A 24656-nucleotide genomic window follows, 5' to 3' on the forward strand; every position below is an offset into this window, starting at 1 on the left:
ACGCACACGGCGGTGGCGTCCGGGGCAAGCCCTCAGGCTCTCCGGACGCCACCGCCCTGTGCGTCGGTGCCGATACCCGACCTCACCGTGCGTCGTCGCACAGCGGGGGTCAGGCGCGCCGGCGTACCAGTCCCAGCAGTCGCGCGTTCTGGTCCCGCCGGGCCCACGCGATGAGGGCCAGCGGCACGATCAGGATGAGCGGTGTCGCGGCGTTCTCGCCGTCGAAGACGGAGACCTGGACGACGAACGCACCCACCATGAGCGCGCTGAGCGCCATCGCGGACACCGACTGCAGCAGCGGGATCAACAGCGCGACGGCACCGGCCAGTTCGAGCGCGCCGATGGTGTACATCCCGGCGTCGCCCCAGCCCATCTCGGCGAAGCCCTCGGAGGCCGAGGGGTGGGCGATCAGCTTGGGCAGGGCGCTCGCGACGGCGTAGAACAGGGCGAGCACCACCTGGAGGGTGCGCAGGGCGATCCGGGCACGGCGTCCACGCGCGGTCGCGGACTCGGCGACGACGGTGCCGGACTGAGCGGACGCGGTGGCGGTGACGGGGAGGGTGGTCTCGGACATCGGGGTCTCCTGTGGGAAGCGGTCCGTGCTGCTGTCAGAGAGGTAGACCGGGGCCCACTCCGAAACTCATCGCCGCCCGGGGACCGAATCCCCGATGTCTATCCCACTCGTACCGCCCGCACCCATGTCCCGTCCTCCGTCAGGTACTTGTCCACCGCGAGACCCGCCTCCCCCAGCGCCGCCTCGAACTGTTCCTTCGTCAACGGCCGTGCCAGGAACGTCTGGGTCCACACCGCGTCCGGGAACTCGTACTCCGCGCGCACCGAGTTCACCCCGTCCCCGACCGGTTCCGCCGACACCATCCGGACGGTGAAGCCGCTGGGATCGACCCGCTCGCGCGGCAGGTCGGTGTGGTAGTCCGCGCCCTCCCGCTGGATCAGCACGCACCCGCCCTCCCCGACATGCCGCGCGCAGGCGCGCAGCAGCCCCCGCCGCACCTCGATGTCCCCGGCGTGCACCAGGAACGACGCGAGCATCACCACGTCGAACGTCTCGCCCAGGTCGAGTCCTTCGACCGGGCCGCATATCGTGCGGGCCCCGCGGACGCGCTCCAGCATCTGCGGGGACTCGTCCACCGCGGTCACCGTGAAGCCCCGATCCAGGAGCGGATGGGTCATCCGACCCACACCGCAGCCCAGCTCCAGGATGTGCGCCCCCGCCGGCACGGCCGCGGCGATGATGTCCGGCTCGTCCCTCACCGGCAGCCGTGCGTACAGCTCCACCGCACAGCCGTCGGGAGTGATCGCACCGGGCCCGGTCCCCTCGTACCCCTCACGCATTCTCAGCTCCATGCCCGTCCAACGGCCCGCCTCCGCACGCCCGTTCCCTCCTCGCACACATTCACCCGTCCGAGCGACAGCAGACCTCCGTCGACAGCGGGTCTACGGCTACCGGCCGCCCGGCCCTGCGTCACAGCGGAAACCAGCCGTGCCCCATGTACCAGTGCCCACCCGCCCGCAGATGGTCCCCCACGGCCCGCTCCAGCGACGTCCGCCGCGGCAGCCCCGCCACCGCCAGCTCCGGGTCCCCGAACACGAACTGGACCGGTTCCGTGTCGGCCGGCTCGCCGCCCCGGCGGGCGATCCGGAACCGTTCCTGGAACCGGACGATGTTGGAGTCGGCGCTCAGATACCGCTTCAACTGCGGGTCGAGCAGCCAGGAATGGCACATCGCCGCCCGATACGGCTCCTCGGGATGGTGCAGGGCGAAGAACTCCCGGGCGAGCGCCACGGACCGGTCGCACGCCGCCGGGGTCAGCGGACCGAGGAACTCGGGGATGTGGATGTCCAGACAGGGCGTGCCCGCGGCCCCGTCGAACCCGGCCCGCGCGAGCACCGACGCCGCACCCGTCCAGAGGTTCGCACGCTGGAACTGCAACCGCCCCAACTGGTACAGCTCGCCGCGGAAATGGAGCGTGAGCCACTGCGGGGACTGCACCCCTGCGCTGCCGTGCCGTCGGCGGTGGACGACCATGTTCCGCCCGAGGTCGGCGAGGGTGCGCCGGGAGACGTCCGCGGGGACGCCGAGTGCGCGGTGGTACGCGCGCGTGTGCGGAAGCGCCGCGACGAACACGTACGCGGCGAAGAAGCGGCGCAGCGCCGCCGGCGCCTCGGCGACCCGTTCGCCCAGCTGGACTCCGTCGCCGTACTCGATGATCTTCCCGAGGTCGGGGACCAGTTCCTCGCTGCACTCCGCCAGGAGCCGCATCGCCCCGGAGTCGGCCGTCAGCATCCGGCGCGACGCGATCAGTTCGCCGATGTCCTCGTGGGGTACCGCGAGGTCCACAAGCACCTCGGCCAGCTCGTCGGTGTCCGGAAGCACGTGATCCTCCCCCTGCTCGGAGCCTTTGGTGAACGTCGCACCGAAGAGTACGTTTCCAGAAGGAGTGGTGATCCCGATGCGTACGGGCAGTGAGCCGACGACCGCGCGCAGTGCGCTGCGCACGCGCTTCTGGCTGAGCGTGTGGGGGCTGGTCTGGGCGGTCTTCGGCACAGCGGCGTTCGCCCTCGCGGGACGTCCCGGCTGGGCCATCGCCTGTGGAGCGCTGTGGCTGGTGATCACCGTGGATCTGACGCTGATCGTCCGGCACATCCGCCAGGGCCCGCACTACCAGCCGGGCCCGGACATCCCGCCGTACCGGCCGCCGGAGAACCGGCGCCGGCACCCCTAGGGCCGGCTCACGACTCGAACCGGGCCGCCTTCAGGTACTGCGGGTTCGGGTCGAGTGCGGCGGCCAGCCGGAAATGGCGTTTGGCCTGGTCGGGGCGCGCCTGCCGCTCGTAGGTGCGGGCGAGCGCAAAGTGCGCGAACGCGTTGTCCGGCTCGCGCTCCAGGACGATCGTGAACTCCAGCTCCGCGGGACGCAGTTGCGCGGCCGCGAAGAAGGCACGCGCGCGCAGCAGGCGGGCGGCGGTGTTCTCGGGGTGCGCGGCGATGACCTGGTCGAGCAGCTTCACCGCGCCCTGCGGGTCCCGTGCGGCGAGCAGTTGCTCGGCGGCACGGAAGTCGATGACATGCGTCTCCGGGGTACGTCCGGTCGAACCGCTGGTCTGGGGCACGGCAGAGTCCTTCCCTCACTGGAAGGGTTCAACGCCCGGACCGGGGCCCGCTATTCCTGGGGCGGCTGGGACGAGCCGTGCGAGGCGCGGGCTCTTCGCGCGAGATCGGCCCATACGTCCGTCACGCGTCGCCGCAGGTCGTCCAGGGGTACGTCGTTGTCGATGACGATGTCCGCGATCTCCAGACGCTTCTCGCGCGTGGCCTGGGCGGCCATACGCGCGCGTGCGTCCTCCTCGGTCATGCCGCGCAGCCGCACCAGCCGGTCGAGCTGGGTCTCGGGGCTCGCGTCGACGACGATCACGAGGTCGTACAGCGGGGCGAGGGCGTTCTCGGCGAGGAGCGGGACGTCGTGGATCACGACCGCGTCCGCGGCGGCTGCCGCCTCCAGCTCGCGGGAGCGGGCGCCGACCAGCGGGTGCACGATCGCGTTCAGCACGGCGAGCTTGTCGGGGTCGGCGAACACGATCGAGCCCAGCTTCGGCCGGTCCAGGCCGCCGTCCTCGGCGAGCACGTCCCGGCCGAAGGCCTCGACGACGGCCGCCAGCCCCGGCGTGCCCGGCGCGACGACCTCGCGCGCGATACGGTCCGCGTCGATCAGCACACCCCCGTGCTCGACGAGCTGCCGCGACACCTCGCTCTTGCCGGCGCCGATCCCGCCGGTCAGGCCAACCTTCAGCATGACCGGAAGCTTAGGGCCTGCCACGGACAGCGCACCCGGCGGAGGTCAGTTGTCGCCTTCCCGCTCCGCCAGGAACTTCTCGAACTCCAGCCCGATCTCGTCCGCCGAGGGAATGTCGACCGGCTCGGCGAGCATGTTGCCCCGTGTCTCCGCGCCCGCCGCCGCGTCGTACTGGTGCTCAAGACCCTGGACGAGCGCGACCAGGTCCTCGTCGCCCTCCTGGATCTGGCGGTCGATCTCGGTCTGGGTGCGGTGGGCGTCCGTACGCAGGGCGTGTGCGATGCCCGGCAGGACGAGGCCGGTCGCCGCCGTGATGGACTCCAGCACCGTCAGCGCCGCGTCCGGGTAGGGGGAGCGGGCGATGTAGTGCGGCACGTGCGCGGCGACGCCCAGGACGTCGTGGCCCGCCTCCATGAGGCGGTATTCGACGAGCGCCTCGGCACTGCCGGGGACCTGCGCCTCGTCGAATGGGCTGCGGTGGCCCGGCACGAGGTCGTTGCGGTTGCCGTGCGGGGTGAGGCCGACAGGTCGGGTGTGCGGGACGCCCATCGGGATGCCGTGGAAGTTCACGGACAGGCGCACGCCGAGCCGCTCCACGATCTGTTGGACGGCCGCGGCGAAGCGTTCCCACTCCACGTCCGGCTCGGGTCCGGACAGCAGCAGGAAGGGCGCCCCGGTGGCGTCCTGGACGAGCCGCACGTCGATGGTGGGCTCCTCGTACTCCGTCCACCGGTCGCGCTTGAACGTCAGCAGCGGGCGGCGGGCGCGGTAGTCCACGAGCCGGTCGTGGTCGAACCGGGCGACGACCTGGTGGGGCAGCGTGTCCAGCAGCCGGTCGACGATCTGGTCGCCGGTCTCGCCCGCGTCGATGTATCCGTCGAAGTGGTAGAGCATGACAAGGCCGGCCGACTCCTGGGCGAGCGCCATGTCGACGACAGCCAGGCCCTTCGGCTCCCATGCGTACAAACCTTGCGGATCAAGCACAGTGACCGCTCCTCCTCGTGTTCGTACTGCACAACGCCCTTTGCCACGTGGGCATTCCCGCCCACGCCTCTGATCAGGCACCTCTTACCGCGTTCTCGTGCCTCGCTCCACTGCGTCACGAGCTGACGCGCAAGGGGAGGAGGTCGGTCAGGCCCTGACAAGGACGTGGGGCGGAGAACACGACGATGGAGTGGTGGAGTGGTCGACGTCCCCCTGTGCATACCCGGCGGGCACCCGGCGCAAAAGGCTGAGGGGCCGTACCTCGAAAGGTACGGCCCCTCAGTCAGTCGCTAAGCCTCAGCGGCAGCCGTTCAGCTCTGGCCGCCGGCCAGCTTCTCGCGCAGCGCGGCAAGCGCCTCGTCCGAAGCGAGGGCACCGGAGGTGTCCGCACCCTCGGAGGAGTACGAACCGCCACCGCCGCCACCGCCCGCGGCCGGAGCCGCGCCCGCAGCGTCGCCGCCCTCGGCCGCAGCAGCGGCGTCGGCCTCGCGGGACTTGATGACCTGCTGCTGGTGCTGCTCGAAGCGGGTCTGCGCCTCGGCGTACTGGTTCTCCCACACCTCACGCTGGGACTCGAAGCCCTCGAGCCAGTCGTTGGTCTCGGGGTCGAAGCCCTCGGGGTAGATGTAGTTGCCCTGGTCGTCGTACGACGCGGCCATGCCGTACAGCGTCGGGTCGAACTCGACCGAGGCCGGGTCGGAACCGAAGGACTCGTTGGCCTGCTTCAGCGAGAGGCTGATGCGACGACGCTCGAGGTCGATGTCGATGACCTTGACGAAGATCTCGTCGTTGACCTGGACGACCTGCTCCGGGATCTCCACGTGGCGCTCGGCCAGCTCGGAGATGTGGACCAGACCCTCGATGCCCTCGTCCACGCGGACGAACGCACCGAACGGAACCAGCTTCGTGACCTTGCCGGGCACGACCTGGCCGATCTGGTGGGTCCGGGCGAACTGCTGCCACGGGTCTTCCTGGGTCGCCTTCAGCGACAGGGAGACACGCTCGCGGTCCATGTCGACGTCGAGGACCTCGACGGTGACTTCCTGGCCGACCTCGACAACCTCGGACGGGTGGTCGATGTGCTTCCAGGACAGCTCGGACACGTGGACCAGACCGTCGACGCCACCCAGGTCCACGAAGGCACCGAAGTTGACGATCGAGGAGACCACGCCGGAGCGGACCTGACCCTTCTGGAGGGTCGTGAGGAACGTCTGGCGGACCTCGGACTGGGTCTGCTCCAGCCAGGCACGGCGGGACAGGACCACGTTGTTGCGGTTCTTGTCCAGCTCGATGATCTTCGCCTCGAGCTCCTTGCCCACGTAGGGCTGGAGGTCGCGGACACGGCGCATCTCGACGAGGGAGGCCGGAAGGAAGCCACGGAGGCCGATGTCGAGGATGAGACCACCCTTGACGACCTCGATGACGGTACCGGTGACGATGCCGTCTTCTTCCTTGATCTTCTCGATCGTGCCCCAGGCACGCTCGTACTGAGCGCGCTTCTTGGACAGGATGAGGCGGCCTTCCTTGTCCTCCTTCTGGAGGACAAGGGCCTCGATCTCGTCGCCGACGGCGACGACCTCGTTCGGGTCGACGTCGTGCTTGATCGAGAGTTCGCGGCTCGGGATCACGCCTTCGGTCTTGTAACCGATGTCGAGCAGGACCTCGTCCCGGTCGACCTTCACGATGACGCCGTCGACGATGTCGCCGTCGTTGAAGTACTTGATCGTCTCGTCGATCGCGGCGAGGAAGGCTTCCTCGTTACCGATGTCGTTGACCGCAACCTGCGGGGTGGTGGCGGTGGTCTCGGTGCTGCTCGTCATGTGGGAAAGGGCTCCGGTTACGGACAGAAAGTCGTAGGTACTGCTACGCCGGGAGCCCGTATCGCTCTGAAGAAGCCGGACAGCCAAGGAAGCACCACACCAGGCAAAAAAGCCGGTGGCGCCTCGAAAACCGAGGGGACATACAACAGATGCGAGCGCAGCCTGCTACGTCTGAGGTGCGCAGGCCCGCAGCGCAACTTGTAGCATACGGGGGCAGCCGGACAGGGTCAATGCGCGAAGGCGCACACCCGGGGCGGATCGCCGCATACCCGGCACAAGAACTGTCTCTGGAGGCCATCCGGGCCCCGAGACACCTCCTCCGTGACACCCCCGAGGGGACGGATTGGAGGGAAGAGTACGACGAGGGAGCCGATCATCCAAGAGCCCGTAGCGTCCGAGCCCAACGTCACATCGGACTCCGAGTCCGAGGCCACCCGGCGTGATGCCGATGTCGCGGAGAGCTCCCGGGCCAACCGGGGCTGGTGGGACCGCAACGCGGACGAGTACCAGGTCGAGCACGGCACGTTCCTCGGCGACGACCGCTTCGTGTGGGGGCCCGAGGGTCTGGACGAGGTGGAGGCCGAGTTGCTCGGCCCGCCGGAGGAGCTGAAGGGCAAGGACGTCCTGGAGATCGGCGCCGGCGCGGCCCAGTGCTCGCGCTGGCTGGCCGAGCAGGGGGCCCGCCCGGTCGCCCTGGACCTCTCCCACCGTCAGCTCCAGCACGCGCTGCGCATCGGCGGATCGTTTCCCCTCATCTGCGCGGACGCCGGCGCGCTGCCCTTCGCGGACGCCTCCTTCGACCTGGCGTGCTCGGCTTACGGGGCGATGCCGTTCGTGGCGGACCCGGTACTGGTCCTGTCGGACGTGCGCCGGGTGCTGCGGCCGGGCGGGCGTTTCGTCTTCTCGGTCACCCACCCGATCCGCTGGGCGTTCCCGGACGAGCCCGGCCCGGAGGGGCTGACCGTCTCCGCCTCGTACTTCGACCGCACGCCCTACGTCGAGCAGGCCGAGGACGGCAGCGCGGTGTACGTCGAGCACCACAGGACCATCGGCGACCGCGTCCGGGACGTCGTCGCCGCGGGTTTCCGCCTGGTGGACCTGATCGAGCCGGAGTGGCCGTCCTGGAACACCTCGGAGTGGGGCGGCTGGTCGCCGCTGCGCGGGAACCTGATCCCGGGGTCGGCGATCTTCGTGTGCGAGCGGGACTGACAGCCACGCACACGCGCGTGCGTGGCTGAAACGAGAGCACGCACGCGTGGCGGGGCGTGCGGGCCGCCGTACGACACTGGGGGCGTGATCCGTTACGACGCTCTGGACGCCCTTCCCGTACGCGGTGCCCTGCCCGCCCTGTCCGACGCCCTGGACGCGCACGGCACCGCCGTTCTGGTCGCGCCGACCGGCAGCGGCAAGACCACCCTCGTACCGCTGGCGCTGGCCGGGCTGCTGGACGGTGACGCTCCCGCGCGGCGAGTGGTCGTGGCCGAGCCGCGGCGGATCGCGGCCCGCGCGGCGGCCCGGCGGATGGCGTGGCTGCTGGGCGAGAAGGTCGGCGGGAGCGTCGGCTACACCGTGCGCGGGGAGCGGGTCGTCGGGCCACGCGCGCGCGTGGAGGTCGTGACGACCGGTGTCCTGCTCCAGCGGCTCCAGCGGGACCAGGAGCTCGCGGGCGTCGACGTGGTGGTCCTGGACGAGTGCCATGAGCGGCATCTGGACGCGGACACGACGGCGGCGTTCCTGTGGGACGTACGGCAGGCGCTGCGGCCGGAGCTGCGGCTGGTGGCCGCGTCGGCGACGACCGACGCGCAGGGCTGGTCGCGGCTGCTGGGCGGGGCGCCGGTGGTCGAGGCGCACGGGAGGGCGTACGGGGTCGGGGTGGTCTGGGCTCCCCCGGCCCGTCCGGTACGGCCCTCGCACGGCATGTGGGTCGATCCCGCGCTGCTGACGCATGTGGCGTCGGTGGTGCGGCGGGCGCTGGCCGAGCGGGAGGGGGACGTGCTGTGCTTCCTGCCGGGCGTGGGCGAGATCGCCCGGGTCGCCGGGCAGCTGAGCGGCCTCGGCGAGGTGGACGTGCTCCAGGTGCACGGGCGGGCGCCGGCCGCCGTGCAGGACGCGGTGCTGGCGCCCGGCGAGCGGCGCCGGGTGGTGCTGGCGACCTCCGTCGCCGAGTCGTCGCTGACGGTGCCCGGGGTGCGGGTCGTCGTCGACTCGGGGCTGACACGGGAGCCTCGGGTGGACCACGCGCGCGGGCTGAGCGCGCTGACGACGGTCAGGGCCTCCCGCGCGGTGGGCGGTCAGCGGCTGGGCCGGGCCGGGCGGGAGGCGCCGGGTGTGGCGTACCGCTGCTGGACGGAGGCGGAGGACCTCCGGCTGCCGGCTTTCCCGGCCCCGGAGATCAAGGTGGCCGACCTGACGGCGTTCGCCCTCCAGGCGGCCTGCTGGGGCGATCCGGACGCCTCCGGGCTGGCGTTGCTGGATCCGCCGCCGACCGGGGCGATGGCCGCCGCGCGGAGCGTCCTGTCCGCGATCGGCGCGGTGGACTCCGCCGGACGGGCGACGGAGCGCGGGGCGCGGCTGGCCCGGCTGGGGCTGCATCCCCGGCTCGGACGGGCCCTGCTGGACGCCGGGCCCTCGCGGGAGGCGGCCGAGGTGGTCGCGCTGCTCGGTGAGGAGCCGCCGCGGGAGTACGGCGACGATCTGGCGGCGGCCCTGCGGACGGCCCGGCGTGGGGGCGACGCCTATGCGGGGCGCTGGCGCACGGAGGTGCGACGGCTTCAGGCCCTCGCCGACGAGCCGACCCGCGCGTCCTCTCTCACGGAGGACGCCCTCGTGGGGCTCGTCGCCGCCCTCGCCTTCCCCGAGCGGGTCGCCAAGGCCGACGGCGGTTCCTATCTCATGGTGTCGGGCACCCGCGCCGAGGTCCGTGACGCCACCGGTCTGCGCGGGGCGCCCTGGGTCGCCGTCGCCGTCGCGGACCGCCCTGTCGGCAAGGGCCACGCACGCGTGCAGCTCGGTGCGGTCGTCGACGAGGAGACCGCGCGGCAGGCGGCAGGGGCGCTGCTCGACGAGCGGGACGAGGTCCACTGGGCCGACGGGGACGTCGTGGCGCGGTGTGTGGAGCGGCTGGGGGCCGTGGAGCTGGCGGTGCGCACGCTCCGGGACCCGGACCCCGTTCTCGTACGCGACGCGCTTCTTGAAGGGCTGCGCCAGGACGGGCTGCGTCTGCTGCGCTGGTCGCCCGAGGCCGACGTGCTGCGGCAGCGGCTCGCCTTTCTGCGGCTGCGTCTCGGGGAGCCGTGGCCGGACGTCTCCGACGAAGCACTCCACGCGCGCGTGGACGAGTGGTTGGAGCCGGAGCTCGGTCGTGCCCGGCGGCGGGCCGATCTGGCGCGGATCGACGCCGGGGACGCGCTGGGCCGACTGCTGCCGTGGGCGTCGGGGGATGCCGCGCGGCTCGACGAACTCGCTCCCGAGCGGATCACCGTGCCCAGTGGGTCCAGAATCCGGATCGACTACGCGAACCCCGAGCAGCCCGTTCTCGCGGTGAAGTTGCAGGAGATGTTCGGGCTGCACGAGTCGCCGACGGTCGCCGGGGTCGCGCTGCTCGTCCATCTGCTCTCCCCCGCCGGGCGCCCGGCGGCCGTGACCGCCGATCTCGCGTCGTTCTGGAAGGACGGCTACAAGGGCGTGCGGGCGGAGCTGCGGGGCCGGTATCCGAAGCATCCGTGGCCCGAGGATCCGGCGGATGCCGAGCCGACGCGGTATACGAACGCGCGGCTCAGGCGGTGACCGGTTCGGGTGCGGAGTCCGTCGCGGGTTCCGGTTCGTCGGGGCGGCGGCTGCGGGCCTCCAGGTACAGGGCGAGGGCCAGCAGGAGCACGCCCAGGGTCGCGAAGCCCCAGGGGAGGTACGAGGTCATCAGGAGCACCAGGGTGCGGTTGGACTTGACCAGGTCGACGGTGTGCTCGATGTAGTCCTCGCGCATCTTCACGTGGCCGGCGAACGCCGTCACCTTGTCGCGGTCGCCGAGGAGGGTGCCGCCGCGGAGTTCCTCCTTGTGGATCTCCTCGCCGTAGACGGGGGCGCCGGTGACGGGTTCAACCCAGAACTTGCGGACCGTGGTGTACCAGCGGGTGGTGCCGGTCTTGGCGAGCTGCTCGGCGGTGACGCCCGCGATGGGCAGCTTCTTGGGCCACTTCACCTGGGTCCAGGGGATGGTCTGCTCGAAGTAGTAGACCTCCAGGCCGCGGAAGTCCTGGGTGCCCTTGTAGTGGATGGGGGACGAGGTGCGGGTCTGGGCGTCGAAGTACTCGTAGTCCCGCTTCTCCGTCAGGAAGGGCCACTTGAATTCGAGGCCCTCCCGCTTCACCGGGTCGCCGTCGACCATCTCGCCCGTGGCGTGGACCGGTTCCTGGGTGTGGGCGTCGAAGATGTACCGCTCGGGGATGTAGGCGACCTGCTGACCGTCGGGGCCCTGGGCGTAGGAGAGTCCGTCCCAGACGACGACGTCCCGGCCGAGCGTCTTCTCGATCTTCTCGGAGGCCTCGACGTTGCCCTTGAGGGTCTGCACGATGGTGATCTTGGAGACCTTCTCCACCTGCATCGCGTTGTTCATGAGGGTGGCGTCCTTCGCCTCCAGGACCATGTCCTGGTACTGGCCGGCCGGGATCTTGGCCAGGCGCGGGAAGGCGTACCAGCGCAGCAGCGGGGACAGTGCCGCGAAGAACACGGCGAGAGCGAGCAGGATCAGGCTGGCCTTGCGGCGCATCTCGGCCTCCCTCCCGGGTGGTTACGGGTGTGACGGCACCGTCGTCAGCAGCGGCTTCGGGGACGTCTTGCCGGCCGGCGACCCCATCGCGGTGATCGTGAGGACCAGGGCGAGCGCGACGGCCAGGCCGATCGCGGCGGCGATCAGAGCACGCATGCGGGCCTCCCGACGGACTGGAACTGATAGGTCGTCAGGTTCGGCACCGTAGCAACGGGTGGACGAGATGAGAACACGTTGCACACGACGACGGCGCCCCTCCTCACGAGGGGCGCCGCCATGGTTCGTACGACAGGAACGAGCCGTTACGCGCTCGGGCTGGCCGACGGGCTCGGGGACTCCGACGTCTCGGCCGCCGCCACGGTCAGTTCGACCGTCAGGGTCGCGCCGCCGGAGGTGGTGATGCGGAGCAGGAATGTGCCGGTGGTGTCGTCCGCGTACAGCTTCGGCAGCTTGAGCAGGCCGTCCGCGTCCGTCTCCAGGCCCGTGAGGGTGCGTACGGTCTTGCCGTCCGCGTCCTTGAAGTAGGGGCCCTTGGTGTTCGCGGTCGCGTCGTCCGCCGAGGTGATCAGGGTGGCGGTGGCGGCGACCTGGTCCGCGACGGCGCCGTTGTAGGTCGCCTTCACCTCGACCTGGTCGGCGAACTCGCCGCCGGGGGTGCAGGTCAGCGCGGTGTCGCTGGTGCGGGCCAGGGTGTCGGCGACGCGCTCGGTGACGGTCGCCTTGTAGTCGAGGCCGGTGACCGAGCGGCCCACGACGGTGGCGCGGACGGTGAACTCGCCCGTCGTCTCGCCCGCCTTGAGGGTGGGCGCGACGGCCACGCCGGAGCTGTTCGTGACCACCGTGGCCACGCTCTCGCCGCCCGTGAAGGTGGTGTCGGTGTCGCCGACGATCGTGAAACGGACCCGGACCTTGCCGACGGCCTTGCCGGCCGAGGTCTCGGCGCGGGTGCTGATCCTCTTGGTGAAGGTGTCGCCGGCCTGCGCGGTGAGCTTGGCGGTGCCCGCGTCCTCGAGGTGGTCGACCGTGTCGGTGGGGGTGGGCTTCGGCGTGGGGGTGCCCGGCGTGCTCGGGTTGTCCGACGGCGGCGGTGTGGGGCTGGGGGTGTTGCTGCCGGGCGTGCTGGGCGTGCCGGGGGTCGACGGCGGGGTGGGCGACGGCGTCGGGCTCGCGCTGTCGTTCTCGTCGCTGCGGTTGTCCGGAATGGAGCCCGTGCCGTCGGGGATCTCGTGGGTGCCCTTGCGGTAGTACTCCAGCCACGACAGGACCGTGTTCAGGTAGTCCTGCGAGTTGTTGTAGCTGAGGATCGCGCTGTTGAGGTCGGACTGGGTGGACAGGTCCCAGCCGAAGCGGCACAGGTAGTGCCCGGCGGCGAGCGCCGCGTCGTAGATGTTGTTGGGGTCCTTCTTGCCGTCGTCGTTGCCGTCGCGGCCGGCCCACTCCCACGTGGAGGGGATGAACTGCATGGGACCGACGGCCCGGTCGTAGACGCTGTCGCCGTCGTACGCGCCGCCGTCGGTGTCGCTGATGTGCGCGAAGCCGACGCCGTTCAGCTTGGGGCCGAGGATCTTGCCGATGGTGTTGCCGTCCGCGTCGACGCGGCCGCCGCGGGCCTGGCCGGACTCCACCTTGCCGATGGCGGCCAGGAGTTCCCAGGGCAGGTTGCAGCCGGGCTTGGACGACTGGAGCGAGGACGCGGCCCGCTTGTAGGCGTCCAGGACGGTCGCGGGTATGCCGGCCTCGGTCGAGCCGGTGGCGGCGGGAGTGCCGACGGTCGGTGCGGGGCTCGGGCTGTTCAGCGGCGGCAGGTCCGTGTAGTACGGCGAGTTGCCGGTCGCACCGCTGTCGTCGCCGGTCGCGTCGGGAGAGGGCTGGGCGTCGGCCGCGGTCGATCTGCCACTGTCGTCGACCGTCACGCCGGGTGCCTGGGACGCTGAGAGTGCCGCGACAGCCGCCGCGGCGACGGTGGTGGCCACCGCTCCCTTGCGCAGCCTCCTGCCGAATTGCGCCGACATAAAGTGAATCCCTCCCGTGGACGCCCGAGCGCCCGTCTCCGTTCGACGTGCTCGCCATGGTGTGACGATCGACCCGTGGTGCGGGTTGCCCTCGTGGAGCCATTCAGTGCCGTGTACTTCTGTTCGACCGCGCTCCCCGGCACGGCGACCCAGGCGACCCTACGACAACTTGCTTTGCGCGGGCACCCGTTCGCGCCCGGTTTTCACCAGTTGGCCATACTGGGCCGGTCCGACCACACCGAACCCGGGGGCCTTCTTGCCGTTCACGCTGAGCCACGCGGCCGCTGTACTGCCCGCTTTACGCACCGATGGAACCGGCCGGGGCTCACTGGTGCCGGCGGTGCTGGTGGCGGGTTCCTTCGCCCCCGACATGACCTATTTCGCGGCGAGTGTCCTGTCCGAGGCGATGGAGTTCGGGGACTTCACCCACTCCTTCGCGGGCGTCTTCACCGTCGACGTGCTCGTCGCGTGGGCGCTGGTGGGGCTGTGGCTGCTGATCCGCGAGCCACTGGTGGCGCTGCTGCCACGGCGCCGGCAGGGACGGGCGGCGACCTTGTTGCGCTGCGGGGTGCCACGCGCGCGTGTCCGGCCGTCGCTGGTGGCGCGCTGGTACGTGTCGGCGGCGCTCGGTGCGCTGACGCATGTCGTGTGGGACGCGTTCACCCATTTCGACCGGTGGGGGATGCGGGTGTTCCCCGTCCTGGGCGAGACGATCGCGGGCTCGCCGCTGTACTGGTATCTGCAGTACGGCAGTTCGGCGGTGGCCGCAGTCGTGATCGCGGTGTTCCTGGGGTTCGCCCTGCGACGGGTGCGGGGTGCTGCCGCCGAGCCGGTGGGGGTGCCCGTGCTGACCGGCGCGGACCGGTGGTGGGCCGCTGTCGTCATCGGTGGCTGTGCGCTGGTCGGAGGGGTGCAGCGGGCCTCGCGGTGGTGGGACTACTGGGGGTCCACCGCGAAACCGTGGGAGCTGATCCCGACGCTGTGCTTCGGGGTGGGCGCCGGGCTCGTCCTCGGGGTGCTGGTGTACGCCGTGGGCGTCAGGGTCTGGCGTCCGGTTCCGGTGCCCGGTCCTGGCCGGGAGCTGAGCCGTCGAGGCGGTCGCTGAGCGCGACGGCGGTCGCGTCGAACACGGTGGCGGTCCGGACCCGGCGGGAGCGGGGCAGTGCCGTGAGGAGCAGCGCGAGCCGGCTGCGGGCCTGGTCGGCGGTGAGCCGCCAGTCCCTGCGGGTGAGCCGGTGACGCAGGTCCGCGGCCCGTTTGCGCAGGGCCGTCGCGAGGTCGGCCGGGATGCGGGCGGTACTGGCCGTTGCCGCGAAGGGCGGGACCGACAGCGGTGGGGTGGACGCGGTCGCATCGGTGGTCGCCTGCGCCGGAGCCGTGTGGCGGTGGAGCGTGCGTATACCCATGTCCGCATCTTTGCGGGCGGGGGGATGGGGAGCGTGTTGTCGGGGACCACGTGGGTGACGGGCCGGGGGCGGGGGGCCTGTTCTCGCCCCCGCCGCCCCTACCCGTCCCATCTCCAGGGGGCTGCGCCCCCTTCACCCCCGCTGCAAACAGGTGGTCCGGAGCGGGTGCGTGGGCGGGTGCGGGTGTGTGGGCGGGTGCGGGTGTGTGGGGGCTGGTCGCGCAGTTCCCCGCGCCCCCAGGTCGGCCGCCGTAGCCGCCGATGGCGAGCCGCCCGGCACACGCCCGCCCACACACCCGGCCGCCGGAGGCTGGTGCGCCGCCGACTCCCAGCTCGGTCCCCCGCGCCCTTGGGGCAGCCACCCGGCATTCAGCCCGCCCCCACGCCCGGTCGCCGGAGGCTAGTGCGCTGCCGACTCCCAGTCCGGGCCCACTCCGACCGAGACGCCCAGCGGGACCGTGAGCTGGACCGCGTTCGCCATTTCCCGGCGGACGAGCTCCTCCACCGCCACGCGCTCGCCCGGGGCGATCTCCAGGACGATTTCGTCGTGGACCTGGAGCAGCATGCGGGAGGTGAGGTCCGCTTCCCGCAGGGCCTTGTCGACGTTGAGCATGGCGATCTTGACGATGTCGGCCGCCGTGCCCTGGATGGGCGCGTTGAGGGCCATGCGTTCGGCGGCCTCGCGGCGCTGGCGGTTGTCGCTGTTGAGGTCGGGCAGATAGCGGCGGCGGCCGAACAGGGTCGCCGTGTAGCCGGTCGCCCGGGCCTCGTCGACGGCCCGGCGCAGATACTCCTGCACCCCGCCGAAGCGCTCGAAGTACGTGTCCATCAGGGCACGTGCCTCGCCCGCGTCGATGTTCAGCTGCTGGGAGAGGCCGAAGGCGGACAGGCCGTACGCCAGCCCGTACGACATCGCCTTGATCTTGCGCCGCATCTCCGCGTCGACGTCCGCGCGCTCGACCGCGAACACCTGCGAGGCGACCGTGGTGTGCAGGTCCTCGCCGGAGGTGAACGCCTCGATGAGGCCCTCGTCCTCGGACAGGTGGGCCATCACGCGCAGTTCGATCTGGCTGTAGTCCGCGGTCATCAGGGATTCGAAGCCCTCGCCGACCACGAACCCGCGGCGGATCGCCCGTCCCTCGTCGGTGCGGACCGGGATGTTCTGCAGGTTCGGGTCGGTGGAGGAGAGCCGGCCGGTGGCCGCCACGGTCTGGTTGAACGTGGTGTGGATCCGGCCGTCCGCCGCGACCGTCTTGATCAGGCCCTCGACGGTGACCCGGAGCTTGGCCTGCTCGCGGTGGCGGAGCATGATCACCGGCAGTTCGTTGTCCGTCTGCGTGGCCAGCCAGGCCAGAGCGTCGGCGTCCGTCGTGTAGCCGGTCTTGGTCTTCTTCGTCCTCGGCAGACCCAGCTCACCGAAGAGGACTTCCTGGAGCTGCTTGGGCGAGCCCAGGTTGAACTCGTGCCCGGCGGCCGCGTGGGCCTCCTTCACGGCCTGCTGGACGGCGCCGGCGAACATCTGCTCCATGGCCTCCAGGTGCGCCCGGTCGGCGGCGATGCCGTGCCGCTCCAGGCGGGCCAGCAGAGTGGAGGTGGGCAGCTCCATGTCGCGCAGGAGGTCCGTGGCACCGACCTCTTCGAGGCGCTCGGTGAAGGCCTCGCCGAGGTCGAGGACGGCCTGGGCCTGCACCATGAGGGCCTCGGCCTCGGCCCCGTCGTCCGCGCCGAAGGCGAGCTGCCCGTCGGCCGCGGCGGCGGGCGCCAGCTCCCGGTGCAGGTACTCCAGGGACAGGGCGTCCAGGTCGAAGGAGCGGCGGCCCGGCTTGACGAGGTACGCGGCGAGCGCGGTGTCCATGGAGACGCCGTCGATGCTCCAGCCGTGCTCGGCGAAGACGCGCATCGCGGCCTTGGCGTTGTGGAAGACCTTGGGCTTGCCGGCGTCGGCCAGCCAGGCGGCGAGCGCCGTCTCGTCGGCCTCGTCGAGCTGGGTGGGGTCGAACCAGGCGGCCACTCCCCCGGACGCCGCGAGGGCGATCTCGGCGACCGAGCCGGTGCCGAGCGCCCAGGTGTCGACCGTGGCGACGCCGAGCGTGCCGGTGGTGTGCTCGCCGAGCCAGCCCGCCAGCTCGCCGGTGCCGAGCACGGTGCCGTCGAGCTCCACGCCGGCCGTCGCGGCGGGGGCCGGCTCGGCCTCCTCGGCGCCCGGGTCGACGGCGAGCAGGCGCTCGCGCAGGGACGGGTTCCGGATCTCGAGGGTGTCGAGGATCATCGCGAGGCTCTTGCGGTCGTACGGCGCCCGCTCCAGCTCGGCGACCGTCTTCGGCAGCTCGACGGTGCGGACCATCTCCGTCAGACGGCGGTTGAGCTTGACCGACTCCAGGTGGTCGCGGAGGTTCTGGCCCGCCTTGCCCTTGACCTCCTCGACGCGCTCGACGAGGTCCGCGAAGGAACCGAACTGGTTGATCCACTTCGCGGCGGTCTTCTCGCCGACGCCGGGGATGCCGGGCAGGTTGTCGGACGGGTCGCCGCGCAGGGCCGCGAAGTCGGGGTACTGGGCGGGCGTCAGACCGTACTTCTCGAACACCTTCTCCGGGGTGAACCGAGTCAGCTCCGAGACACCCTTGGTCGGGTAGAGCACGGTGGTGTGCTCGCTGACGAGCTGGAAGGAGTCACGGTCACCGGTGACGATCAGCACGTCGAAGCCCGCCGCCTCGGCCTGGGTGGCGAGCGTGGCGATGACGTCGTCGGCCTCGAAACCGTCGACCGCGAACCGCGAGACGTGCATCGCGTCCAGGACCTCGCCGATCAGCTCGACCTGGCCCTTGAACTCGTCCGGGGTCTTGGAGCGGTTGGCCTTGTACTCCGTGAACTCCTCGGAGCGCCAGGTCTTGCGGGACACGTCGAAGGCCACCGCGAAGTGCGTGGGCGCCTCGTCGCGCAGGGTGTTGGCCAGCATCGAGGCGAAGCCGTAGATCGCGTTCGTCGGCTGGCCCGTCGCGGTCGTGAAGTTCTCCGCGGGCAGCGCGAAGAACGCACGGTAGGCAAGCGAGTGCCCGTCCATGAGCATCAGGCGCGGGCGGCTGCCGCCGGGGCTGTTGTCGGTCTGCTTCGCTGCTGTCTCTGCCACGACCCCGATCCTGCCACGCCGCACTGACAGTCGGCCGCCATCCGGGGCTCGGGCCGGTTCGGCACCGCCCTCGCGCCGGCGCGGCCCTGCCGGCGGCCATGGCGACAGGTTGACCGGGAGGAGGAGTTAATCGCCTCCGTGCCCCTCCGAGGCCGGGTGTCGGCAGGCCGTGTTCGCCGAGGCCCCACGCCCGGCGAACGCCGTTGTCACCCTCGCGTGCGAGGATCGGAGACGTACCTCACATGTGTGTGCGAAGGAGAGTGTGCGATGGCCACCAAGCCGCCCAAGGGTGATCCGGTTCAGGACGCTCCGCAGGTCGCCGAGCCGAAGCACGCGGCGGCGGGGCTGCCCGCCATCGGGCACACACTGCGGATGGCCCAGCAGCAGATGGGCGTCAAGCGCACCGCGCTCACCCTGCTGCGCGTGAATCAGAAGGACGGCTTCGACTGTCCGGGCTGCGCCTGGCCGGAGCCGGACCGCCGGCACAAGGCGGAGTTCTGCGAGAACGGCGCGAAGGCGGTCGCCGAGGAGGCCACCCTGCGCCGGGTCACCCCGGAGTTCTTCGCCGCGCACCCGGTCACCGACCTCGCGACGCGCAGCGGCTACTGGCTGGGGCAGCAGGGGCGGCTCACCCACCCCATGTACCTCCCCGAAGGGGGCACGCACTACGAACCGGTGACCTGGGAGCGTGCCTTCGACATCGTCGCCGAGGAGATCGCCGCGCTCGGCTCGCCCGACGAGGCCCTCTTCTACACCTCGGGCCGTACCAGCAACGAGGCCGCCTTCCTCTACCAGCTGTTCGCGCGCGAGCTAGGCACCAACAACCTCCCCGACTGCTCCAACATGTGCCACGAGTCCTCCGGCTCGGCCCTGAACGAGACGATCGGCATCGGCAAGGGCAGCGTCCTGCTGGAGGACCTCTACAAGGCCGACCTGATCGTCGTCGCCGGCCAGAACCCCGGCACCAACCACCCCCGCATGCTCTCCGCCCTGGACCGGGCCAAGGCCAACGGCGCGAAGATCATCAGCGTCAACCCGTTGCCCGAGGCGGGCCTGGAGCGCTTCAAGGACCCCCAGACCGCCCAGGGGATGCTCAAGGGCACCGCCCTGACCGACCTGTTCCTGCAGATCCGCATCGGCGGCGACCAGGCCCTCTTCCGCCTCCTCAACAAGCTGATCCTGGAGACCGAGGGCGCCGTCGACCAGGCCTTCGTCGACGAACACACCCACGGCTTCGAGGAGTTCGCGGCCCAGGCCCGCGCCGCCGACTGGGACGAGACGCTCACCGCGACCGGCCTCACCCGCGAGGAGATCGAGCAGGCCCTGGGCATGGTGCTCGCCTCCAAGCGCACCATCGTCTGCTGGGCCATGGGCCTCACCCAGCACAAGCACTCCGTGCCGACCATCCGCGAGGTGGTCAACTTCCTTCTCCTGCGCGGCAACATCGGCCGTCCCGGCGCGGGCGTCTGCCCGGTCCGCGGTCACTCCAACGTCCAGGGCGACCGCACGATGGGCATCTTCGAGCGCCCCGCGCCCGCCTTCCTGGACGCCCTGGAGAAGGAGTTCGGCTTCGCGCCGCCGCGCGAGCACGGCTACGACGTCGTACGGGCCATCCAGGCGCTGCGCGACGGCAAGGCGAAGGTCTTCTTCGCGATGGGCGGCAACTTCGTCTCCGCCTCCCCCGACACGGAGGTCACCGAGGCGGCCATGCGGCGCGCCCGGCTGACCGTGCACGTCTCGACCAAGCTCAACCGCTCGCACGCGGTCACGGGCGCGCGTGCCCTGATCCTGCCCACCCTGGGCCGCACCGAGCGCGACCTTCAGGGCAGCGGCGAGCAGCTCGTGACCGTCGAGGACTCCATGGGCATGGTGCACGCCTCCCGCGGCCGCCTGGAGCCCGCGAGCAGGCACCTGCTGTCCGAGCCGGCCATCGTCTGCCGCCTCGCACGCCGCGTGCTGGGCTCCGCCTCCCGCACCCCGTGGGAGGAGTTCGAGAAGGACTACGCCACCGTCCGTGACCGCATCGCGCGCGTGGTCCCCGGCTTCGACGACTTCAACGCGCGCGTGGCGCACCCGGGCGGCTTCGCCCTCCCCCACGCCCCCCGCGACGAGCGCCGCTTCCCGACCGCCACCGGCAAGGCCAACTTCACCGCCGCGCCCGTGGAGTTCCCGACGCTGCCCGAGGGCCGGCTGCTGCTGCAGACGCTGCGCTCGCACGACCAGTACAACACCACGATCTACGGCCTGGACGACCGCTACCGGGGCATCAGGAACGGCCGCCGGGTCGTCATGGTCAACCCCGAGGACGCCCGGAAGCTGAAGCTCGCCGACGGCTCGTACGTCGACCTCGTGAGCGAGTGGAAGGACGGCGTGGAGCGGCGGGCGCCCGGCTTCCGGGTCGTGCACTACCCGACGGCACGGGGCTGTGCGGCGGCCTACTACCCGGAGACCAACGTCCTGGTGCCGCTGGACGCCACCGCCGACACCAGCAACACCCCGGCCAGCAAGTCCGTCGTCGTCCGTCTGGAACAATCGGCGACCGACTGAGCGTTTGCTCAGCCGAGCAGTGATCCCGACGAAACGGAGCCGGGCCCCATGGGCGAGCAGCAGCATGTGAAGTTCCCGCAAGAGGTCATCGACGAGTACGCCGCGCTCGGCGTCGACCTGCCGGCACTGTTCTCCGCGGGGCACCTCGGCACCCGCATGGGCGTGCAGATCGTGGAGGCGTCCGCGGACCGTGTCGTCGGGACGATGCCGGTCGAGGGCAACACCCAGCCGTACGGGCTGCTGCACGGCGGCGCCTCCGCCGTCCTGGCCGAGACGCTCGGCTCGGTCGGCTCCATGCTGCACGGCGGCAGCTCCAAGATCGCCGTGGGCGTGGACCTCAACTGCACCCATCACCGCGGGGCGCGCTCGGGCCTGGTGACCGGCGTGGCCACACCCGTACACCGGGGGCGGTCGACGGCGACGTACGAGATCGTGATCAGCGACGAGGAGGGGCGGCGGGTGTGCAGCGCACGGCTGACGTGTCTGCTGCGGGACGTGAACCCCGGCGACGTGGCCCACATCGTGGCGGCCAACTGACCACGCCGGGACGCCGGCCCGGGACCACCCCGGGCCCCACACCTCAGCCCCCCTCCCCGGGGCCACACGCCCCCGGAGCCCTCGCGCCTCCGCGCCCCCGCGAGACCGGGCCCAACTCGCCCCGCCCCCAACGGACTCTGGCCCGACCCGCCCCCCAGGGCCTAGCGTCAGGGCATGAGAACGGGAGGACCCCCGAAGCTCCGGCGCGAAACGGCCCCGCCGGCCGTCGACGCGAGACCCTCGCCGACCCTCGACGCGGACCCTCCGCAGAGCGTCGGCGCAAGGCTCACGCCACCCACCGCCCCACAGCCCGCCCCCACCGTCGACGCGACACCCCTGCCACGCACCGACTCAAGGCCCACGCCCCGTGTCGACGTGCCGCCCACGCCACCCATCGCCTCGAGGCCCCCGTCACCCATCGCCGCGAGCCCCTCGCCCACCGTCTGCGAAGGGTCCCGCCAGTGAGTGGCGTAGGGCCCGTCGAGCCCGGGGAAGGCACGCACGCATGGGGCGCGCTCGACGCCCCGCCGGTCGTGCGGCGTCCGCGAGGCAGGCTCGTCGAGTGGTACGGCAGGCACCGGCGTGCCGCCCTCGGCGTTCTCGCGGGCGCGGTTCTCGTCGCAGGGGGCGGCTACCTGTACGCCACCCGCCCCCAGCCGCCGGCGGCACTCCCCCCGCCGTACCCCTCCCAGGTCACCGATGTGCACTACCTGAGCTCGGAGCCGACGCCCGAGGGCGCGCCGAGGCGCAGCTTCAGCCTGGGGGTGGAGCTGAGCGTGCTGTCCGGCCCTCCGGTCACCGTGACCCGGATCTCCCAGCCGTACGCCGGACTGTCGGTGAAATCGACTCCAACAGCCCCTTTCCGGACGACAGCGGGCTCAAGCCGCAAGATCATCGTCACCATGCACGTGACGCAATGCAGAAAAGTGCCATGGAACGCCGGGCTCCCTTTCCTCGACGTAACTCTACGTAATACGCGCGCAATAGAAGTCCACAGTTTCATCCTGGGAGAGCGCTATGCGCGGCAGCTCTCAGAAGCGCTACAAGTAGCCTGCAGCAACAATTCTGGGTAATCACCAAAACCCCTGAGACTCCTGAACCACCCAGGTCGGGTCCTGCGGGTTCTCACAATGCGGACTGGGCGAATCGGGCCTAATTCCACTGTTCCGCCCACTCAGTACCGCTCTGCATTACGACGTGTCATAACAAGAGCGTCACAGCCTGGCCCGGACCCTCCTCCACGATCCCCACACCCGCTTAGAGTCACGGCCAGTCACCGCGCCACCGGATTGTCACGTCAGGGACCCAGCGCAACGACTCGGCCGCTTCCAGGGGGAAGCGCCGCGCCAGTGAAAGGACGAATCGTGCGTCAACGTTCGCTCATCAGCATCACCGCCGCGCTGGCGGCGGGAGCACTCACCCTCACCGCCTGCGGCTCGCGCGACGACGACGGCGGCTCGGACTCCGCGAGCGGCACCAAGGTCGTCATCGGCGTCGACGCCCCCCTCACGGGCGACCTGTCCGCACTGGGCCTCGGCATCAAGAACTCCGTCGACCTCGCCGCGAAGACCGCCAACAAGCAGAAGCTCGTGGACGGCGTCACCTTCGAGATCAAGGCCCTCGACGACCAGGCCCAGCCCTCCTCGGGCCAGGCCAACGCCGTCCAGCTCGTCAGCGACAAGGCCGTCCTGGGCGCCGTCGGCCCGCTGAACTCCTCCGTGGCCGAGTCCATGCAGAAGGTCTTCGACGACGCCAAGCTCGTGCAGATCTCCCCCGCCAACACCGGACCGGCCCTCACCCAGGGCGTCAACTGGCAGAAGGAGAAGGTCCGCACCTACAAGTCGTACTTCCGCACCGCGACCACGGACGCCATCCAGGGCCCGTTCGCCGCGCAGTACGTCTTCAACGACGCCAAGAAGAAGAAGGTCTTCGTCATCGACGACAAGAAGACCTACGGCGCCGGCCTCGCCGCCACCTTCACCGCGGAGTTCAAGAAGCTCGGCGGCAAGGTCGTCGGCACCGACCACATCGACCCGGACACCAAGGACTTCTCCGCGGTCGCCACCAAGGTCAAGAACTCCGGCGCCGACGTCGTCTACTACGGCGGCGAGTACCCGCAGGCCGGCCCGCTCAGCAAGCAGATCAAGCAGTCCGGCGCCAAGATCCCGCTCGTCGGCGGTGACGGCATCTTCGACCCGCAGTTCATCGAGCTGGCAGGCGCGGGCAGCGCCGGCGACCTCGCCACCTCCGTCGGCGCCCCCGTCGAGGAGCTCCCCTCCGCCAAGCAGTTCGTCGCCGACTACAAGGCGGCCGGCTACAAGGACGACTACGCCGCCTACGGCGGTTACTCCTACGACGCCGCCTGGACGATCATCCTCGCCGTGAAGAAGGTCGTCGAGGACAACGACGGCAAGCTGCCGTCCGACGCCCGCGCGAAGATCACCGCCGCCGTCCAGAACGTGTCGTTCGACGGTGTGACCGGCAAGGTCTCCTTCGACGAGTACGGTGACGCCACCAACAAGCAGCTCACCGTCTACGCCGTCGAGAACGGCGCCTGGAAGGCCGTCAAGTCCGGCACCTACACCGGCTGACCGAGACCCGCAGCACCACCTGAACGAGCCGCGCGGGGCGCTGTTCCACTGGCGCCCCGCGCGGACTCGCATCCGGACACACATCCGTCGAAACCAATCCGAAGTCTCGGAGGACATGCGGTGAACGAACTGCCGCAGCAGCTGGTCAACGGCCTGCTACTGGGATCCATGTACGGGCTGGTCGCCATCGGCTACACGATGGTCTATGGCATCGTCCAGCTCATCAACTTCGCCCACGGCGAGATCTTCATGATCGGAGGGTTCGGCGCCCTCACGGTCTACCTGTACGTACTGCCCGACGGCACCACCATGTGGCTCGCACTGCCACTGATGCTCCTCGGAGCCATCATCTCCGCAGTCCTCGTCGCCGTAGGAGCGGAACGGTTCGCCTACCGCCCGCTGCGCACCGCACCACGCCTCGCCCCCCTCATCACCGCCATCGGCCTCTCCCTCGCCCTCCAGCAGGCGGTGTGGGCCTGGTACCCCGGTGCCAAGGAATCCATCAACTTCCCCGAGATCCCGGGCGGCCCCTTCGAGATCGGCAATGTCACCATCCAGACCGGTGACGTCTTCCTGCTCATCGCCGCCCCCATCAGCATGGCGATCCTCGCCTACTTCGTCATGAAGACCCGCACCGGCCGCGGCATGCAGGCCACCGCCCAGGACCCCGACACCGCGAAGCTCATGGGCATCAACACCGACCGCATCATCGTGGTCGCCTTCGCCCTCGGCGCCGTCTTCGCCGCCGTCGGAGCCGTCGCCTACGGCCTCAAGTACGGCCAGGTCCAGTTCCGCATGGGCTTCATCCTCGGCCTCAAGGCCTTCACCGCAGCCGTCCTCGGCGGCATCGGCAACATCTACGGAGCCATGCTCGGCGGCCTCGTCCTCGGTCTCGCCGAGACCATGGCGACCGCCTACATCTCCGACGTCCCCGGCTTCGACCTGCTCGGCGGCCAGTCCTGGGCCAACGTCTGGGCCTTCGTACTCCTCATCCTCGTACTCCTCGTCAGGCCACAAGGCCTGCTCGGCGAGCGCGTCGCTGACAGGGCGTGACAC

At 70.8% G+C, this 24656-nt stretch carries 21 protein-coding genes; 9 read left to right on the forward strand and 12 right to left on the reverse strand.

Translation table 11 applies throughout. The features are described 5' to 3' along the window. Nucleotides 1-109: 109 nt before the first annotated feature. From ACIOHP_RS16710 to ACIOHP_RS16720, 3 genes are all read right to left on the reverse strand, one after another. Nucleotides 110-574, reverse strand: a complete 465-nt coding sequence (locus tag ACIOHP_RS16710; protein ID WP_361544962.1) for a DoxX family protein — start codon at nucleotides 572-574, stop codon at nucleotides 110-112. Nucleotides 575-672: 98 nt separating this feature from the next. Next, a complete protein-coding gene (locus tag ACIOHP_RS16715; RefSeq protein ID WP_401888074.1) occupies nucleotides 673-1353 on the reverse strand; it encodes a class I SAM-dependent methyltransferase in 681 nt (226 codons plus the stop codon). 130 nt (nucleotides 1354-1483) lie between these two features. Beyond that, a complete protein-coding gene (locus ACIOHP_RS16720; protein ID WP_401888076.1) occupies nucleotides 1484-2395 on the reverse strand; it encodes an acyltransferase domain-containing protein in 912 nt (303 codons plus the stop codon). Nucleotides 2396-2471: 76 nt separating this feature from the next. Here ACIOHP_RS16720 and ACIOHP_RS16725 point away from each other — a divergent pair, with 76 nt between their 5' ends. Continuing rightward, the gene (locus tag ACIOHP_RS16725) at nucleotides 2472-2744 is read left to right on the forward strand and encodes a DUF6343 family protein (RefSeq protein ID WP_401888079.1); all 273 of its coding nucleotides are present in this window, start codon (nucleotides 2472-2474) and stop codon (nucleotides 2742-2744) included. Between the two features lie 7 nt (nucleotides 2745-2751). Here the strand turns inward: ACIOHP_RS16725 and ACIOHP_RS16730 are convergent, their stop codons facing one another. From ACIOHP_RS16730 to rpsA, 4 genes are all read right to left on the reverse strand, one after another. Beyond that, nucleotides 2752-3132 carry a tetratricopeptide repeat protein gene (locus tag ACIOHP_RS16730; RefSeq protein WP_046263552.1) on the reverse strand — a complete coding sequence of 127 codons (381 nt, stop codon included), beginning with the start codon at nucleotides 3130-3132 and terminating at the stop codon, nucleotides 2752-2754. A gap of 50 nt (nucleotides 3133-3182) precedes the next feature. Then, the gene (coaE, locus tag ACIOHP_RS16735; RefSeq protein WP_401888082.1) at nucleotides 3183-3812 is read right to left on the reverse strand and encodes a dephospho-CoA kinase; all 630 of its coding nucleotides are present in this window, start codon (nucleotides 3810-3812) and stop codon (nucleotides 3183-3185) included. 45 nt (nucleotides 3813-3857) lie between these two features. Beyond that, nucleotides 3858-4796 carry a PAC2 family protein gene (locus tag ACIOHP_RS16740; RefSeq protein WP_361544977.1) on the reverse strand — a complete coding sequence of 313 codons (939 nt, stop codon included), beginning with the start codon at nucleotides 4794-4796 and terminating at the stop codon, nucleotides 3858-3860. 311 nt (nucleotides 4797-5107) lie between these two features. Then, nucleotides 5108-6616: a 30S ribosomal protein S1 gene (rpsA, locus tag ACIOHP_RS16745; protein ID WP_351682136.1), complete on the reverse strand. Its 1509-nt coding sequence runs from the start codon at nucleotides 6614-6616 to the stop codon at nucleotides 5108-5110. A 372-nt stretch (nucleotides 6617-6988) separates the two neighbouring features. Here rpsA and ACIOHP_RS16750 point away from each other — a divergent pair, with 372 nt between their 5' ends. Together ACIOHP_RS16750 and hrpB are read left to right on the forward strand one after the other, a co-directional pair. Further along, nucleotides 6989-7825, forward strand: coding sequence for a class I SAM-dependent methyltransferase (locus ACIOHP_RS16750; RefSeq protein ID WP_401888385.1), 837 nt, complete (start codon nucleotides 6989-6991; stop codon nucleotides 7823-7825). Between the two features lie 84 nt (nucleotides 7826-7909). Then, nucleotides 7910-10402 (forward strand): ATP-dependent helicase HrpB, encoded by a 2493-nt coding sequence (hrpB, locus tag ACIOHP_RS16755; RefSeq protein ID WP_401888085.1) that lies wholly within the window; start codon nucleotides 7910-7912, stop codon nucleotides 10400-10402. Here hrpB and ACIOHP_RS16760 read toward each other — a convergent pair. The 3 genes from ACIOHP_RS16760 to ACIOHP_RS16770 form a co-directional block, all read right to left on the reverse strand. After that, nucleotides 10392-11381 (reverse strand): DUF3068 domain-containing protein, encoded by a 990-nt coding sequence (locus ACIOHP_RS16760; protein WP_401888088.1) that lies wholly within the window; start codon nucleotides 11379-11381, stop codon nucleotides 10392-10394. The genes hrpB and ACIOHP_RS16760 overlap by 11 nt on opposite strands. A gap of 21 nt (nucleotides 11382-11402) precedes the next feature. Next, nucleotides 11403-11537: an SPW_0924 family protein gene (locus ACIOHP_RS16765; RefSeq protein ID WP_107080587.1), complete on the reverse strand. Its 135-nt coding sequence runs from the start codon at nucleotides 11535-11537 to the stop codon at nucleotides 11403-11405. Between the two features lie 146 nt (nucleotides 11538-11683). Continuing rightward, the gene (locus ACIOHP_RS16770; protein WP_361544989.1) at nucleotides 11684-13393 is read right to left on the reverse strand and encodes a lytic transglycosylase domain-containing protein; all 1710 of its coding nucleotides are present in this window, start codon (nucleotides 13391-13393) and stop codon (nucleotides 11684-11686) included. 256 nt (nucleotides 13394-13649) lie between these two features. Here ACIOHP_RS16770 and ACIOHP_RS16775 point away from each other — a divergent pair, with 256 nt between their 5' ends. After that, nucleotides 13650-14498, forward strand: a complete 849-nt coding sequence (locus ACIOHP_RS16775; protein WP_401888092.1) for a DUF4184 family protein — start codon at nucleotides 13650-13652, stop codon at nucleotides 14496-14498. On the opposite strand, the gene ACIOHP_RS16780 is transcribed toward ACIOHP_RS16775, so the two are convergent. Both ACIOHP_RS16780 and polA read right to left on the reverse strand, forming a co-directional pair. Then, nucleotides 14431-14799 (reverse strand): hypothetical protein, encoded by a 369-nt coding sequence (locus ACIOHP_RS16780; protein ID WP_401888095.1) that lies wholly within the window; start codon nucleotides 14797-14799, stop codon nucleotides 14431-14433. The genes ACIOHP_RS16775 and ACIOHP_RS16780 overlap by 68 nt on opposite strands. A gap of 399 nt (nucleotides 14800-15198) precedes the next feature. Next, on the reverse strand, nucleotides 15199-17925 hold the full coding sequence (polA, locus tag ACIOHP_RS16785) for a DNA polymerase I (protein WP_401888097.1): 2727 nt from the start codon (nucleotides 17923-17925) through the stop codon (nucleotides 15199-15201). Between the two features lie 267 nt (nucleotides 17926-18192). Here polA and ACIOHP_RS16790 point away from each other — a divergent pair, with 267 nt between their 5' ends. From ACIOHP_RS16790 to ACIOHP_RS16810, 5 genes are all read left to right on the forward strand, one after another. Then, on the forward strand, nucleotides 18193-20472 hold the full coding sequence (locus tag ACIOHP_RS16790) for an FdhF/YdeP family oxidoreductase (RefSeq protein ID WP_401888099.1): 2280 nt from the start codon (nucleotides 18193-18195) through the stop codon (nucleotides 20470-20472). A gap of 48 nt (nucleotides 20473-20520) precedes the next feature. Continuing rightward, nucleotides 20521-21009 (forward strand): hotdog fold thioesterase, encoded by a 489-nt coding sequence (locus ACIOHP_RS16795; RefSeq protein WP_362401537.1) that lies wholly within the window; start codon nucleotides 20521-20523, stop codon nucleotides 21007-21009. A 461-nt stretch (nucleotides 21010-21470) separates the two neighbouring features. Next, nucleotides 21471-22082, forward strand: coding sequence for a Tat pathway signal sequence domain protein (locus ACIOHP_RS16800; protein WP_401888102.1), 612 nt, complete (start codon nucleotides 21471-21473; stop codon nucleotides 22080-22082). A gap of 291 nt (nucleotides 22083-22373) precedes the next feature. Beyond that, a complete protein-coding gene (locus ACIOHP_RS16805; protein ID WP_361545007.1) occupies nucleotides 22374-23600 on the forward strand; it encodes a branched-chain amino acid ABC transporter substrate-binding protein in 1227 nt (408 codons plus the stop codon). Between the two features lie 120 nt (nucleotides 23601-23720). Continuing rightward, complete coding sequence (locus ACIOHP_RS16810; RefSeq protein ID WP_361545010.1) at nucleotides 23721-24653, forward strand: branched-chain amino acid ABC transporter permease; 933 nt, start codon at nucleotides 23721-23723, stop codon at nucleotides 24651-24653. Nucleotides 24654-24656: the final 3 nt, after the last annotated feature.

This window comes from Streptomyces sp. NPDC087859 (genome assembly GCF_044742595.1).
GTDB lineage: Bacteria > Actinomycetota > Actinomycetes > Streptomycetales > Streptomycetaceae > Streptomyces > Streptomyces canus_F.